Genomic DNA, 13,840 nt, shown 5'->3' on the forward strand with positions numbered 1-13,840 from the left:
CGACCTGCTCCCGCCCCGTTCAGGCGGCCTCACGCCGCACGGCACGCAGCAGCACCATCCCCGTGTCCCCGTAGTCGGGAAGCGTGGGGTCCTTGCGTACGCGCGTGATGCGCAGTTCCTCTGTGTACGGGGCGAAGACGTCGTGGACGATGTCCGCGCCCACCGGGCAGGCCGGCCAGCGCGTACCGGAGGCGATGCGATAGCTGGGCATGTTCTCCATGAAGGCGGCGACGAGCAGGCCGCCCGAGTGGACGGAGCGGATGAACGCACGGCACAGGGCGGCGAATTCGCCCAGATCCTCCGTGACGCTTTCGGCCACGAAGTTCATCGACGCCAGGTCGTAGGCGCCGTCCGGCAGGGTGCGGGCGCTGCCCGGCACGACCCGTACCCGGGTCAGGGCGTCGGAGAGCCTGGCGGGCAGGGCAGGGTCGAGGTGCCAGCAGAGGGCGTAAAAGGCCGCCCAGTGCGGGTCAGGGCCGTCGCGCAACTGCCGCGTGAGATAGGCGATGTTGCTCGCTCCGGGCTCGACGGCGTCGATACGGCGGCTGGCCGCGGCTGCCTGCATCAGGGGGTAGAGGTTGGGTCCGGCTCCGCACTCCAGGGAGCGGGCGAGGCTTCCCGGCGCCAGCGTCCGGTACAGGCCTGCGTGATGCCGGATGACCGCCGCGTCGGAGGGATGGATCCTGCGGTAGTTCTCGTCGAGGTAGGCGTCCACGGGCCAGCGGTCCCAGTCGGCATCCGCGTTGCGCCGATACGTGGGTGCGCCGGGTGTCACGCGTCCGTGGGCCCTCACGGCCATGGCGGCCCCCCTGCCGCGGCGGTCCGCTTCACGGGGAACCGCTCGGCCACCGAGGTCAGTACGTCGTTGAGGCGGTCGATCTCGTCATCGGTGTTCCGCGCGGTGATCTGGATCCGGAAGCCGGCCTGGTCGCGCGGCACCAGCGGATAGGCGGCGAGCGTGACGTAGACGCCGTTGTCCCACAGATACTCACCGACGGCCGTGAGGTCGGCCTCCTCGCCGAGCGGGATCTCGATGATGGGCAGTCCGTCGGTGTTCGGGGTGGCCAGACCCAGGCCGCGTGCATGGTCCAGGACCCGCGCGGTTTTGCGGTACAGATCGGCCCGGATGGCGTCTCCCCGGCGCTCGTTGACGTCAAGACCCGCGAGCGCGGTGGCGAGCGAGGCGGTCGGGGAGGGCCCGGAGTAGAGGTAGGGGCCGGCGGCGACCTTCAGGTGCGCCTTGAGGGCAGGCGGCGCGGTGACGAAGGCCAGCAGGGACGAGTACGCCTTGGAGAAGCCGCCGACCAGGACGATGTCGTCGTACGACTCCCCGAAGTGCCGTATGACGCAATTGCCGCGCATGCCGTACGGGGAGGTCTCGGCGGCGCCGCGTTCCCCGATCACCCCGAAGCCGTGGGCGTCGTCGACGTAGAGCAGCGCGCCCTCGCGGCGGCAGACGCGGAGCAGCCGCGGGAGATCGGGGAGATTGCCGGTCATGCTGTTGACTCCGTCGACGCAGACCAGCCTTGGGGCGCCGACGGGGGCCGCGCGCAGCAGCCGGGTCAGTTCGTCGGGCCGGTCCGCGTGGAAGCGACGTACCGTCGCCCCCTGTTCCTGGGCCACCATGCAGCCGTCGTACATGGTGCGGTGGGCCCGCGCCTCGACGAAGACATGGCCACCGCCGCGCCGGCCGGCCGCGAGCACCGGGATCACCGACGCGTGGATCAGGGTGATCGTCGGAAGGAGAAGCGCGTCGGGGGCGCCCAGCAGATCGGCCAGCCGTGCCTCGATCTGCGGATACAGGCGGGGGTTGCCGATCAGCCGGGACCAGCTGGGGTGGGTGCCCCAGCGGCGGATGTGCGGCTCGATGGCGTCCATGATCTCGGGGTCGAGGTCGAAGCCCAGGTAGTTGCAGGAGGCGAAGTCGGTCAGCCAGTGGTCGCCGCTGCGGATGCGCCGGCCGCGCACCTCGTCGATCACCGCGTCGCACATCCGGCTGTCTCTGCGCAGCCGCGCGAGTTCGTCCCAGCGCTGCGTCCGACGGGCCGCGGCAGCGGGCAGGGAAGGGCGTCGGCTGTCGCGCGGCACGGTCGGGGACTGCCGTCCGGTGAACTGCCGTTCCTGGTTCACCATCAGGAACCGCTGTGCCTCGGCCGCCGCCATCGGCCGGGCGAACAGATAGCCCTGTCCGTAGCGGCAGCCCATAGCCTCGAGCAGATCGCGCTGCCCGTCGTTCTCGATGCCCTCGGCGACCACCTGAAGACCGAGTACGTCGGCGATCCGCACGATGCCCTCGACCAGGGCGACCTGCTGGCCGTCCGTGACGATGTCGTCGATGAAGGACTTGTCCACCTTGAGTACGTCGATGGGGAACTCGCGCAGATAGCTGAGCGAGGAGAAGCCGGTGCCGAAGTCGTCGATGGCGAGGGAGACCCCGAGTTCCTTCAAGGTGCTCATGGCGGCCCGGATCTGTTCGTCGCGCCGTACGAGCACCGACTCGGTGAGTTCCAGAACCAGCGATCCCGGGGCCAGACCCGAGCGGTCGAGGACCTGGCGCACCTCGTCCACGAATCGGGTGTCCCGGAACTGACGGGCCGACACATTGACGTTGAGACGGAGGGGTTCGGGCCTTGGCCGCAGCTGCTGCCAGCGCGCGACGTCGGTGGCGGCGCGCTCCAGCACCCAGGCGCCGAGCGGCATGATCTGCCCGGTCTCCTCGGCCAGGTTGATGAACTGGTCCGGCGGCACCAGTCCCCGTCTGCTGTGCGGCCAGCGGATCAGCGCCTCGAATCCGACGACATTGCCGGTGACGATCTCCACGATCGGCTGATAGCGCATGGCGAAGGAATGCTTGGTGATCGCGCCGGCCAGGGAGGCCCGCAGTTCATGGCGTTCGGCCATGCCGGTGTGCAGGTCGGGACGGTAGCGCTGCCACTGCCGCTTGCCCGCGGTCTTGGCCGCGTACAGGGCGAGGTCGGCGTGGCCGAGGAGTTCCTCGGCCTCGTCGCCGGGGTGCGCGATCGCCACACCGACGCAGGCGGAGACACTGGTGGATCCGCTGACGAGCCGGAACGGGCGGCCCAGGGCCCCTACGATCTGCTCGGCAAGCGCCTCGGCGTCGGCCGGATCCCTTGCCCCCTCCATGAGGATGGCGAACTCATCGCCCCCCAGCCGGGCCGCGGTGTCGCTGAGCCGCAGCGCGGCGGTCAGCCGCTGTGCCACGGCGACCAGCAGTTCGTCGCCGACCGAGTGGCCCATCATGTCGTTGACGACCTTGAAGTCGTCGAGGTCCACGAAGAGCACGCAGCTGAGGCCGGCGTCCCGGCGGCCACGCAGCAGGGCACGTTCGATGCGCTCCAGCAGCAGGACCCGGTTGGGCAGTCCGGTCAGTGAGTCATGGAAGGCCCGGTGGACGAGCTCCCGCTCGAGCTGGCGCTGCTCGGTCACGTCCCGCAGGGTGAGGACGACACCGTGCACGGTCTCCTCCTGACGCAGGTTCCGGCACCGAACCTCGACATCCAGGCGTCCGTCCTCCCCCCGTACGACCTGCCAGTCGTCGCGGATGTCCACGCCGCCGTCCAGGCTGTCCCCGCCCCGGGCACGCTCCAGTATGTGCAGGGCACGCTCGTGGTCCCGCGGGGCCACCAGCTGCGCCAGCGGGGTACTCGCGTGCAGGTCACGCCCGAACATCTCGTACGCCGAAGGACTGGCGTACCGGACGGTGTTGTCGTCGTCGACGATCAGGATGACGTCGGAGGTGTTGTGCACAAGCGTACGGAAGTACGCCTCGCTCTTACGCCGGTTGATCTCCTCGTTGAGCCCTACACGGGCCAGCGCCAGCGCGGCCTGCGCGGCCAGCGACTCCACCGGGCTCGACAGCTCCTGGAGCCGCTTCACGGGGCCCGCCAGCAGCAGCGCGCCGATCAACGGCTCCGGCGCGGCGGAGGCCTCGAGTCGCAGTGGGCACAGGAGTGCCGCGGGGAACGGCGCGAGGGCGTCGGCGACGTCGGGACCGAGATCGCCGACGTCGTGGATCAGCCGGGTGCCCCGGGACAGCAGCTCGGAAGGGCTCTCCCCGGGACGGCCGCCATTAAGGGACCAGGTGGAGCGGGATTCCGGCGTGTCCACAGTGCCCACGGGAAGCAGCGAGGACCGGTCTTTGTCGAAGACCAGCAGCACAGCGGCGTGGGCGGCCTCCTGTCCACGTCCGAAGAGGGTGGCTGCCGCCACCCTGACGGCGCTGGCGACTTCCTCCGGGCTGACGGCCGCGACCAATGACACCGCCGCCACACGCAGACTCCGCTCGCGGGCGACAGCCTTCCGGTGCTCGTCGACCAGCCCCCACAGCCGGGCCAGCACGAACAAGAACATCACTCCGGAGAAGACCGCGGTGACCGGGACATCACGGGCATGCCCACGCAGGGACTGCGCCAGCAGCATGGCGGGCGCGATCAGCGAGGCACAGGCGAGGGCGGCGAGCCGCCACTTGGCGATACCGGGCCGCGGCTGGGCCATCGGCTCGGTCAGCCGCACCATGGACGGGTGCAGAGCCGCCAGCCCCCAGGCGGTGAAGAAGACCACCCAGCCCAGGTCCATGGGGGTACCGACCTGCCAGGTGCCCTGCAACTGGAGTACTCCGTACAGCACATCGGACACGAGGATGCCGATCGTCCCGACCGTCAGCAGTTGCACCGAGCGTTCACGGATGCCACCGAGGGTGAGCAGTCCGACGAGCATGGCCAGGATCAGCACATCGCCGAGCGGGTACGCCACCGAGATTGCGCGTTGGAGCCAGGTCTGCCCTTCGGCTTGTGCGATGGGGTTGATCAGGTGCACCCAGGAGAGAAGCGCGAGGCCTGAGGTGAGGATCAGCGCGTCCAGCAGTCCGGCGCGGTCACGGGCCGGGAAGCGGAAGTGAATGATGCCGAAGATCCCGGCGGCGAACAGCGGATAGGTGGCGAGGTAGAAGACGTCTGCCAAGGAGGGGAAGGGGTTCTCCTCGTTGAAGGCGGCTTCGAGGATGTTGTAGGTGGTGTCTCCGGCGGTGAAGGCGAGGTTGGCGGCGGCGAGGAGGAGCCAGGGCCAGCGGTGGGTGGGGCGGTTGCGGTGGACGCCGACGAGGATTGCGGCTACTGAGCCGAGGCCGATTAGGGCCCAGCTTGTGGTGTGGCGGGAGGGAACGGTGAGGTAGACGACTGTGGGGGGGATTACGCAGAGGACGTACCCGACCATCAGACGGAGGTGGCGCCGACCGTCTGCCGGCAGCTCCGGCGCGGGTGTTGTCGCTGGTGACTTCCAGGTACGTGTTGTGGCCGGCTCCGTTGCTGGGGCAGTTCCCGGGCCACGTGTTTTGGTTGGCTCCGGGGTGGGTGCTGCGGCTGGCCCCGCCGCGCCTCTCCTGGCCGTGAGCCGCCTTCCGCCGGAGGGTGGCGGTCGCCTCCGCGGAACGCGCTGAGCGATGCGCTGGAAGGAACGTGCACGACCTTGGAACCATTGCACCATATCTACCACTTTGTCCGGATGGCGTGGCACGGTCAAACGAGGGCTCTTCCGCCAGAGAAGGCATGGAGTCCAGGGATCACAGATGCCGATGAGGGAGTGACCAATCCTCGATGCCGGACGACAGGATGTCCCGCCCTCCACACCAGGACCCGTCGCGACCGTCCGCCAGCTTCCCGATTCCACTTCTTGACGGAGTACCCAAACAGGATAAAATGTACGTATGCACTGTAAACGTACGATACATTGGGCGCAAAGGCGTCTCCGAGCAGCCTCAACCCGGCTCCTCTCCGGGCCCCGGCCGACGCCGAGACCGCTGCATGACCCGCTGAGCCCTCTCACCTAGACACGCCTCTGTGCGACATATCCCTAATGCCGTGATCACATGCTGACAACAGGCTCCTCACATGCGAAGGCCGCAGAATCCAGCGGCGCGCCTGACCACGCGCTGCACGTGGCGGTCGTCCTCGGCACCATGCCGGAAGCCATCAAGATGGCACCGGTCATCAGAGCCATGGAGAACTCGCGGCTGTTCTCGCCCGTCCTGATCAGCACTGGCCAACACCGGGAGCTGCTCGAACAAATGCTGCGAAGGCTCCGGCTCACCGCGACCCATGACCTTGCCGTGATGCGGGAGCGCCAGCAACCATCTGCGCTCACCGCCTGTCTGACCAACGGACTGGGTGAGGTGATCCGCGAAGAGCGGCCCGATCTCGTCATGGTGCCGGGCGAAACGAGCAGCACGCTGTGCGGGACCCTCGCGGCCTTCCGCGAACAAATTCCGGTGGCCCATGTAGAAGCGGGACTGCGCCGCGGCGTCCGGGGCGACTCCTTCCCCCAGGAGCTGAACCAGCGACTGGTAACCCCGATGACAAAGTGGCATTTCGCACCCACGGCACGTGCTGCAGCAGCACTGACCGCCGAGTCCGTTCCGGCCCCGCGGGTTATGGTGACCGGCAGCACGGCCATCGACAATCTCTTGTGGGCCCGTCACGTGGGGGAAGGGCGATCGGCTTTCTGCAGCGACCGGCGAGGCGTGCTGATGACCCTGCACCGGCGGCAGAACCACGGGGCGACTATGCGGGCGATCGCTGCCGCACTGCTGCGAGTTGCGGAGCGGCAGGATGTCGAAGTGCTGGTGCCGGTTCACAAGAGTCCCACGGTTCGCGGCGCACTCCTTCCTGCCCTGAAGGGTCATCCGCGGATCACCCTGACTGAACCGCTGGACTACTTCGACTTCATCTCCACCCTGGCCTCCTGCGAACTCGTACTCACCGACTCCGCCCGAGTCCCGGAAGAGGCGCCCAGCTTCAACAAGCCGATTCTGGTACTGCGGGACACGACCGAACGCCTCGAAGCGGTCCAGGCGGGTGCCGCTCAGCTTGTCGGTACCGACCCGCGCTCGGTGCACACGGCGGTCACCTCGCTGCTCAACGATCCAGACCTGTACGGGCGTATGGTAGACGCGCCGAGTCCCTTCGGGGACGGTCATGCCTCCGACCGGATTCTCGGCCGACTGGCCGGCGATTTCGGCTGGACTCCGGCTCCGGCTTCTGCCCTGGACGTCACGGCCGCATGAGCGTCCGCACGGCCCGGTGGGCCGCTTGGCCGGGCATGGGGCTGCCGAGCCGCCGCGGTCCTGCGCGCGGAGCCCGACACGCCTTCTTCTATGGCAACGACCCGGCCGTCCAGGGGCGTGGTGGATGGGCTGCGCGAGCGGGGGATCGCGGTCCCTGGGGACATCGCCTCGCCGGCTACGACAACTGGGACACCATGGCCCTGGCCAGCCGCCCGCCCCTCACCACCGTCGACGTGAACCTTGCTTAGATCGGCCGGATCACCGCCCTGCGTCTGCTGCGGGCCAGTCCAGCTGAGCGCACTGTGCCCCCACTCTGACCAGAACGTTCCGCCTGTGCCCCTACAGCCCTTGACACCCACCGCGTTGCGCTCGACCACCTCGCCGACGGACTGCCATACGTGTATACAACCTGGGCGTCGGCAAGGGCAGCTCCGTCCTCAACGTCGTCGCGTTCTCCCAGGCATGCGTCAGACCCATTCCGTACGAGCTCGAGGCCCGCCGCCTGGCGACGTGGCCGAACTCGTCGCCTACGCGACCGCCGTGGCCCGCGCCTGGGGCTGGCGCCCCATCCGGGACCTCGCCGACATGTGCCGCGACGCCTGGCGGTTCCAGCAGCTCGCGTATGTCCAGGCAGTACGCCCGGCGCGCACAAGGAGCCTGGCGAGGGGAGAGACCCGCCAGAATCCGTGGTCCTCAGTCCCCCCGGCAGCACGGCCAGGCGGTCCGCGAATCGATCGGGGCAGGCACAGCCAGATGGACCCATTCCCACCGACCATGGCGGCGGTTGTGAGGTCACTGATGGAGGGCGTAATCCTCGATGGGGATATTCATGATCGGAATTAAGCCGTCGTACGCATTGCCGCTCTTCCAGAATACGGCGATCCTGGTGGGGAGTTTCTGCGCAGCTCCCTTTCATCCCCCCTCGTGGAAGTGATCGGTATGAGGCCACTGAGAATCGAGGGAGCGTGGGTTCACGAGCCCCAGGTGTTCGCCGATCGCCGTGGCTCCTTTCTCGAGTGGTTCGATGGCGATGCCTTCCAGGAGTCCGTGGGTGCGGAGCTCCGGCTCGCGCAGGCCAACTGCTCCGTGTCCCGGCGCGGTGTCGTGCGCGGCATTCACTTCGCCGACGTGCCACCGGGTCAGGCCAAGTACGTGACGTGCGTCCGCGGTGCCGTCCTCGATGTCGTGGCCGACATTCGCACCGGCTCGCCCACCTTCGGACAGTGGGACGCGGTAGGGCTCGACGACGACAGTCACCGCTGTGTCTTCCTCTCCGAAGGCCTCGGTCACGCCTTCATGGCGCTCACCGCCGACAGCACCGTCGTCTACCTCTGCTCCGAGGGGTACGCTCCGCAGCGCGAGCACGGCATCCATCCGCTGGACGCGTCGCTCGGCATCGACTGGCCCGTGGACCAGCCCCCGCTGATATCCGACAAGGACGCCACCGCGCCCACGCTCGTCGAGGCCGGGCGCAGTGGGCTGCTGCCCGACTACGCGGCGTGCCGTGCCCACCGCCTGCGTTCGGCGGCCCGAAGCTCGGGGAACGCCTCGACCAGGGCATAGCACCAGTGGCGCAGCGTCGGCAGCCCTACGTCCGGCCAGCGGCCATGGCCGAGCACGCTGTATGCGGGACGGATCGCGGGACGCCGCAGGGCGGCACTGGAGGCAGGGCGCACTCGCTCCGGGTCCGCACCCAGCAACCGGAACACCTCACACGCAAGGCGATTCCAGGTCGCCTGGCCGCTGTTGGTCGCGTGGTACACGCCGGGCGGCGCGGTACCCGCCCGCGCCGCGTCCCCAACCAGGAGCAGCCGGTCGGCGACATCGCCGGTCCAGGAGGGCTGCCCGTGCTGATCGTCGACGACGTGAAGGACGTCCTGGGCCGCCTCCATTCTGATCATGGACCGGACGAAGTTGTTCCCGCGCGCCCCGTACAGCCAAGCCGTACGGATCACGTGGCCGGTGTCGGGAAGCGTCGCCAGAACGGCCCGCTCACCTGCGAGCTTCGTCCGCCCGTAGGCGGTGCGCGGGGCCGGGGTGTCCGTCTCTTTGTAGGGCGTGTCGCCGTCACCGGGGAAGACGTAGTCGGTGGAGACGTGGAGCAGGACCGTGCCGTGGGCTCGGCAGGACTCCGCGAGCCGAGCCGGGCCGTGACCGTTCACCGCGAGAGCTTCCGCCTCATGGGACTCCGCGGCGTCCACGTCCGTCCACGCGGCGCAGTTCGCCACAACCGCGGGTCGATACTGGTTCAGGGCCGCGTGCACCGCGTCGCCGTCGGTGATGTCCAGCCGGCGGTGGCCCACGGCGACGGTGTCCACCTCGCGGGCCTTCAGGCGAAAGGCGAGTTCCCGGCCCAGCATGCCGTCCGCTCCTGTGACGAACCACTCGCAGGTCATGACGCCATCCTTTCGGCCTGTCGGCATAGCGGCTCCCACCAGGAGCGGTGCGTGCGATACCAGTCGACAGTCTCTGCGAGCCCTGTGGCCAGTCCCTTCCGCGGTGCGTAGCCGAGCTCCGTACGGATCTTCGTGAAGTCGACCGAGTAGCGGCGATCGTGGCCCTTACGGTCCTCGACAAACGTGACCATGTCCCACCCGGCGCCGCACTCACGCAGGAGCAGGCCGGTCAGTTCCCGATTGGACAGTTCGTTGCCGCCGCCGATGTTGTAGACCTCGCCGGGGCGGCCGCCGGTACGGACGAGCTCGATGCCCCGGACGTGGTCGTCGACGTGGATCCAGTCGCGGACGTTTAGACCGTCACCGTAGAGCGGCACCTGTCTGCCGTCCAACAGGTGGGTGATGAACAGGGGGATGACCTTCTCGGGGAACTGGTGGGGTCCATAGTTGTTGGAGCACCGGGTCACCCGGACGTCCAGGCCGTGGGTGCGGTGGTGGGCCAGCGCCATCAGGTCCGCGCTGGCCTTGGAGGCGGCATAGGGCGAGTTGGGCCGCAGTGGGTCGGTCTCCGGCCAGGAGCCGGACCGGATCGACCCGTAGACTTCGTCGGTCGAGATGTGCACGAAGGTCCGCAGCCGGTGCCGCAGGGCCGCGTCCAGCAGGCTCTGGGTGCCCGCCACGTTCGTTCGTACGAAGGCCTCCGAGCCGAGGATGGACCGGTCGACGTGCGACTCGGCGGCGAAGTGCACGACTTGATCGTGCTGGGAGACAAGCTTGCCGACGAGCTGCGCGTCGCAGATGTCGCCGTGCACGAAGCCAAAACGTTCCGCGTCGTGGACCTCGTACAGATTGGCGGGATTGCCTGCGTAGGTGAGCTTGTCGAGCACCGTGATCGCCACGTCCGGCGGGCCGGCCGGGCCCAGCAGCCTACGGACGTAGTGCGAGCCGATGAACCCGGCCCCGCCGGTGACCAGGATGCGCGTCGTGATCATGACGGGATCTGCACTTTGCTGTGGTCGCCAAGCACGAGCCGGTGCACGGCAGGGGTACGGGGCGCGGGCGTCGCTTCGACGTGGTGGCCGATCAGCGAGACCTCGATCCGGCTCATGCCGACGATGGACGCCTGCCCCAGCACGATCGAGTACTCGATCTCGCTCTCCTCGATGCGGCAGTCCTCGCCGATCGAGGTGAACGGCCCGACGTAGGAGTCGGCGATCACCGTGCCCGCCCCGACGACGGCCGGCCCCACGATCCGGCTGCCGAACACCTTGGCGCCATCGTCGATCCTGACCCGCCCGATGATCTCGCTCGTCTCGACGCTGCCGTCGATGCGCGGTTCGAGCGTCTCCAGGACGGACCGGTTCACCTCCAGCATGTCGGTGACGTTCCCGGTGTCCTTCCAGTAACCGGAGATGGTCGTGGAGCGCACGTCCCGGCCGTTCTCGATCAGCCACTGCAGGGCGTCCGTGATCTCCAACTCGCCACGCCGGGACGGCCGTACGGCACGCACTGCCTCATGCACGGCCGGAGAGAAGAGATAGACGCCGACGAGTGCCAGATCGCTCCTGGGCAGCTGCGGCTTCTCCTCGAGCCCCATCACCCGCCCTGCCGCGTCGAGTTCGGCGATGCCGAAGGCTGTGGGCTCGGAAACCCGGGTCAGAAGGATTCGGGCGTCGGGCCGCTCCCGCCGGAAGTCGTCGACGACGCCGGAGATACCGCCGACGATGAAGTTGTCGCCGAGGTACATGACGAAGTCGTCGTCCCCGAGGAAGTCGCCGGCGATCAGCACGGCGTGGGCAAGCCCGAGAGGCGCCTCCTGCGGCAGATAGGTCACGTCAAGGCCGAACCGGGAGCCGTCCCCGACGGCCCGCCGGATCTCCGGCTCGGTGTCACCGACGACGATGCCGGTCTCGGTGACCCCGGCGGCGGCGATGGCCTCCAGACCGTAGAAGAGCACCGGCTTGTTGGCGACCGGTACGAGTTGCTTGGCCGAGGTGTGGGTAATGGGGCGTAGCCGGGTGCCGGCGCCGCCGCAAAGGACGAGTGCTTTCATCATATTCGCCCCCTTCGAGGCCAGGACTCACGTCCGTGGGACTCGCTGGCGGCGCTCGCCGCTGGCGGCTGCATGGCACGGAGGCTCAGCATCCGGCGGTAACAGGCGTCGATGGCGGCGCACATGGTCTCCGGACCGAAGACCGTTCGCACATGCGAGCGCCCCTGTCGTCCCATTTCTGCGGCTTCATTCGGATGGTCGAGCAGCCAACCGACCGCCTCGGCCATGCCGTCGGGATCTCTCGGCGGCCCGAGGAGCCCGGTGGCACCGTGCTCCACGAGATCGGGTACACCGTTGACCGCCGTCGCGACGACGGGGCGAGCCGCGGCGAGCGCCTCCGTGAGCGCACGACCCAGCCCTTCGTACAACGACGTGATGGCGAAAATATCGAGGCCCGCGACCAGTTGGGCGGCATCGGGCCGCCAGCCGGTGATGCGCACCTCGACTCCGAGTTGAGCCGCCAGTTGCCGGACGGCGTCCGCGAGCGGACCATCGCCCACCATCATGAATTCCGTGTTCGGATGCGCGGCGTGGACCGCGGCCGCCATCCGTACGAAGTCCAGTGGGGCCTTCTGTGAGTCGATCCGTCCGACCGTACCGACAAGGTCAGTTCGACTGGAGACACCCAGCGCTTCCCGGGCAGCCGGGTCGAAATCAGGGGGAATGCTCTCCAGGTCCACCGCAGTCGGCACCACTTCGACGGCGCCTGGCGGGGCCAGTCGGTGCTCAATGATCTCTCGTGCGAGAAGCGGTGACTCGGCGAGGAACGTGTCGGTGAAACTCCGGGTAACGCGCTCCAAGGCGTGGTATACCCGATACCGCAAGCGGGGCATGAACGGGTGGAAGCTGAGACCGTGGTAGGAGTGCACGACCACTGGCGTTCGGCAGAGCCAAGCGGCCAGCCTCCCCAGGAACCCTCCTTTGCCCGAGTGCGTGTGCACGATGGTGAAGCGCTCGCGTCGGATAAGGCGAACCAACCGCCACAGAACCAGCGCGTCCTGCGGGGTGATCACTTCCCGGAAGCCCGGAATCTCGACTGCACGCACTCCTGATGCTCGTGCCTGGTCCCACAGGTAACCGCCGGGTACACCCGCAACCCATACCTCGTACCGTTCCGGATCCATACCCTCGGCCGACATCAACGTGGAGTGTCCAGCACCGGCCCAGAACCGGGTGATGACATGCAACACCTTGATCCGGGATGGAGCCGGATACGTCGGCAGTGCCCGCGGCTGCACGACGTGTGCGTGAGCGGCGGGCCAGTCGGCAGTCGCGTCGCCGTCCGCGCCTGGCACATGTGTGACGAAATCTCGCATGGACTTCAGCCTCTCTCCGTTCTTCTGGTGGCCCGCCGCTGAACGAGCCATTGCAGGAATTGCTTGTAGCCCGCGGCGGTGTCCTTGAAATCTGATCGGCTCCGACGCAACGCTGCCCAGGTGAGGCGTGCGGCCAACTCGGCCGAGAGGGACAGAACGACGATCAGCCGGGCTTCCCATCGGGGCATGTGCCGGAATGCGAATTCACAGCGGCTGCACAGCCAGTGGTGCAGCCGCTGCCCTTTGACCTGGGAACTACTCACGTTGCCGGCATGAAAGACGCGTACGTCACTCAGGAAGTACGAAGGCCACCCCTGCCGATGCGCCCGTAGCGCGAGGTCCACGTCTTCGAAGTAGAGAAAGTAGCGCTCGTCGAATCCTCCCAGGTCTCTGAACAGCGAGCGACGCATCAGATTGAACGCGCCGATGACCTGGTCGACCGGCCCAGACCGGGACAACTCCTCGGGGCGGAGATGAGGGGGGTGGAAGAGAGCAGGCAGGACTCGGTCGAGCCCGGTCATCTGCCCGAGGAAAAGCCGCAGCGTGGGAAATCGCGAACAGGAGATCTGCGGACGACCCCGCTCGTCTACCATCCGGGCTCCGCAGATCCCGACTCCTCTGGAAGTCTCCGTCCGGAGGAATTCGCCGACACTCCGCAACGAATCGGGGAACAGCCTCGTGTCCGGATTGAGGAAGAGCAGGTAGTCGGATTCGCAGAGCCGAGCTCCCTGGTTGCAGGCTACGGCGAAGCCCCGGTTCACGGCGTTCCGGACCACATGAACCCGGAGGCCGGGCGTTTCAAGGTCGCTGGCGGAGTCGTCGCTGGAAGCGTTGTCCACGACGACGACATTCCCCACGGGCAGAACCGTGCAGTCTGCTTCGGCGATCGAGCGGAGGCAATCACGGAGGTAGACCCCAGTGTTCCAGTTGACGATCACCACGTCGACGAGCTTCGAGCGCTCGCTGCCCACAGGTATCACCTCCCACCCGGGCGCCT

10 protein-coding genes and 1 pseudogene are annotated in these 13,840 nt (G+C 68.1%); 4 read left to right on the plus strand and 7 right to left on the minus strand.

The genetic code is table 11. The features are described from left to right. Positions 1–19 precede the first annotated feature (19 nt). Complete coding sequence (locus ACQEVY_RS05085; RefSeq protein WP_432945239.1) at positions 20–799, minus strand: class I SAM-dependent methyltransferase; 780 nt, start codon at positions 797–799, stop codon at positions 20–22. After that, positions 790–5,232: an aminotransferase class I/II-fold pyridoxal phosphate-dependent enzyme gene (locus tag ACQEVY_RS05090; protein ID WP_432945241.1), complete on the minus strand. Its 4,443-nt coding sequence runs from the start codon at positions 5,230–5,232 to the stop codon at positions 790–792. The genes ACQEVY_RS05085 and ACQEVY_RS05090 overlap by 10 nt, the downstream gene beginning before the upstream one ends. A gap of 721 nt (positions 5,233–5,953) precedes the next feature. On the opposite strand from ACQEVY_RS05090, the gene wecB reads away from it, so the two are divergent. From wecB to rfbC, 4 genes and pseudogenes are all read left to right on the plus strand, one after another. Further along, on the plus strand, positions 5,954–7,078 hold the full coding sequence (gene wecB / locus ACQEVY_RS05095; RefSeq protein ID WP_432945243.1) for a non-hydrolyzing UDP-N-acetylglucosamine 2-epimerase: 1,125 nt from the start codon (positions 5,954–5,956) through the stop codon (positions 7,076–7,078). After that, positions 7,075–7,326, plus strand: a complete 252-nt coding sequence (locus tag ACQEVY_RS05100) for a hypothetical protein (protein WP_432945245.1) — start codon at positions 7,075–7,077, stop codon at positions 7,324–7,326. Before wecB ends, ACQEVY_RS05100 begins: the two co-directional genes overlap by 4 nt. A gap of 102 nt (positions 7,327–7,428) precedes the next feature. Then, positions 7,429–7,696 (plus strand): annotated as a pseudogene (locus ACQEVY_RS05105) (UDP-glucose 4-epimerase GalE); the annotation flags it as partial. A gap of 321 nt (positions 7,697–8,017) precedes the next feature. Then, complete coding sequence (rfbC, locus tag ACQEVY_RS05110; RefSeq protein ID WP_432945247.1) at positions 8,018–8,641, plus strand: dTDP-4-dehydrorhamnose 3,5-epimerase; 624 nt, start codon at positions 8,018–8,020, stop codon at positions 8,639–8,641. On the opposite strand, the gene rfbD is transcribed toward rfbC, so the two are convergent. The 5 genes from rfbD to ACQEVY_RS05135 are packed head-to-tail and all read right to left on the minus strand — an operon-like array spanning position 8,569 to position 13,814. Further along, positions 8,569–9,474, minus strand: a complete 906-nt coding sequence (gene rfbD, locus ACQEVY_RS05115) for a dTDP-4-dehydrorhamnose reductase (RefSeq protein WP_432945249.1) — start codon at positions 9,472–9,474, stop codon at positions 8,569–8,571. The genes rfbC and rfbD overlap by 73 nt on opposite strands. After that, on the minus strand, positions 9,471–10,466 hold the full coding sequence (rfbB, locus tag ACQEVY_RS05120) for a dTDP-glucose 4,6-dehydratase (RefSeq protein WP_432945251.1): 996 nt from the start codon (positions 10,464–10,466) through the stop codon (positions 9,471–9,473). Before rfbB ends, rfbD begins: the two co-directional genes overlap by 4 nt. Next, a complete protein-coding gene (locus ACQEVY_RS05125; protein WP_432955063.1) occupies positions 10,463–11,527 on the minus strand; it encodes a glucose-1-phosphate thymidylyltransferase in 1,065 nt (354 codons plus the stop codon). The genes rfbB and ACQEVY_RS05125 overlap by 4 nt, the downstream gene beginning before the upstream one ends. Beyond that, positions 11,527–12,894, minus strand: a complete 1,368-nt coding sequence (locus ACQEVY_RS05130) for a glycosyltransferase family 4 protein (RefSeq protein ID WP_432945253.1) — start codon at positions 12,892–12,894, stop codon at positions 11,527–11,529. The genes ACQEVY_RS05125 and ACQEVY_RS05130 overlap by 1 nt, the downstream gene beginning before the upstream one ends. After that, positions 12,849–13,814, minus strand: a complete 966-nt coding sequence (locus tag ACQEVY_RS05135; protein ID WP_432945255.1) for a glycosyltransferase family 2 protein — start codon at positions 13,812–13,814, stop codon at positions 12,849–12,851. The genes ACQEVY_RS05130 and ACQEVY_RS05135 overlap by 46 nt, the downstream gene beginning before the upstream one ends. Between the last annotated feature and the right edge of the window lie 26 nt (positions 13,815–13,840).

Origin of the sequence: Streptomyces sp. CA-288835 (genome assembly GCF_050936385.1) — a bacterium.
GTDB lineage: Bacteria > Actinomycetota > Actinomycetes > Streptomycetales > Streptomycetaceae > Streptomyces.

Bases quoted from the DNA above. Each gene is read 5' to 3' on its own strand.
- ACQEVY_RS05085 (WP_432945239.1), bottom strand. From the start codon at position 799: ATGGCCGTGAGGGCCCACGGACGCGTGACACCCGGCGCACCCACGTAT.
- ACQEVY_RS05090 (WP_432945241.1), bottom strand. From the start codon at position 5,232: ATGGTCGGGTACGTCCTCTGCGTAATCCCCCCCACAGTCGTCTACCTC.
- ACQEVY_RS05100 (WP_432945245.1), top strand. From the start codon at position 7,075: ATGAGCGTCCGCACGGCCCGGTGGGCCGCTTGGCCGGGCATGGGGCTG.
- rfbC (WP_432945247.1), top strand. From the start codon at position 8,018: ATGAGGCCACTGAGAATCGAGGGAGCGTGGGTTCACGAGCCCCAGGTG.
- rfbD (WP_432945249.1), bottom strand. From the start codon at position 9,474: ATGACCTGCGAGTGGTTCGTCACAGGAGCGGACGGCATGCTGGGCCGG.
- rfbB (WP_432945251.1), bottom strand. From the start codon at position 10,466: ATGATCACGACGCGCATCCTGGTCACCGGCGGGGCCGGGTTCATCGGC.
- ACQEVY_RS05125 (WP_432955063.1), bottom strand. From the start codon at position 11,527: ATGAAAGCACTCGTCCTTTGCGGCGGCGCCGGCACCCGGCTACGCCCC.
- ACQEVY_RS05130 (WP_432945253.1), bottom strand. From the start codon at position 12,894: ATGGCTCGTTCAGCGGCGGGCCACCAGAAGAACGGAGAGAGGCTGAAG.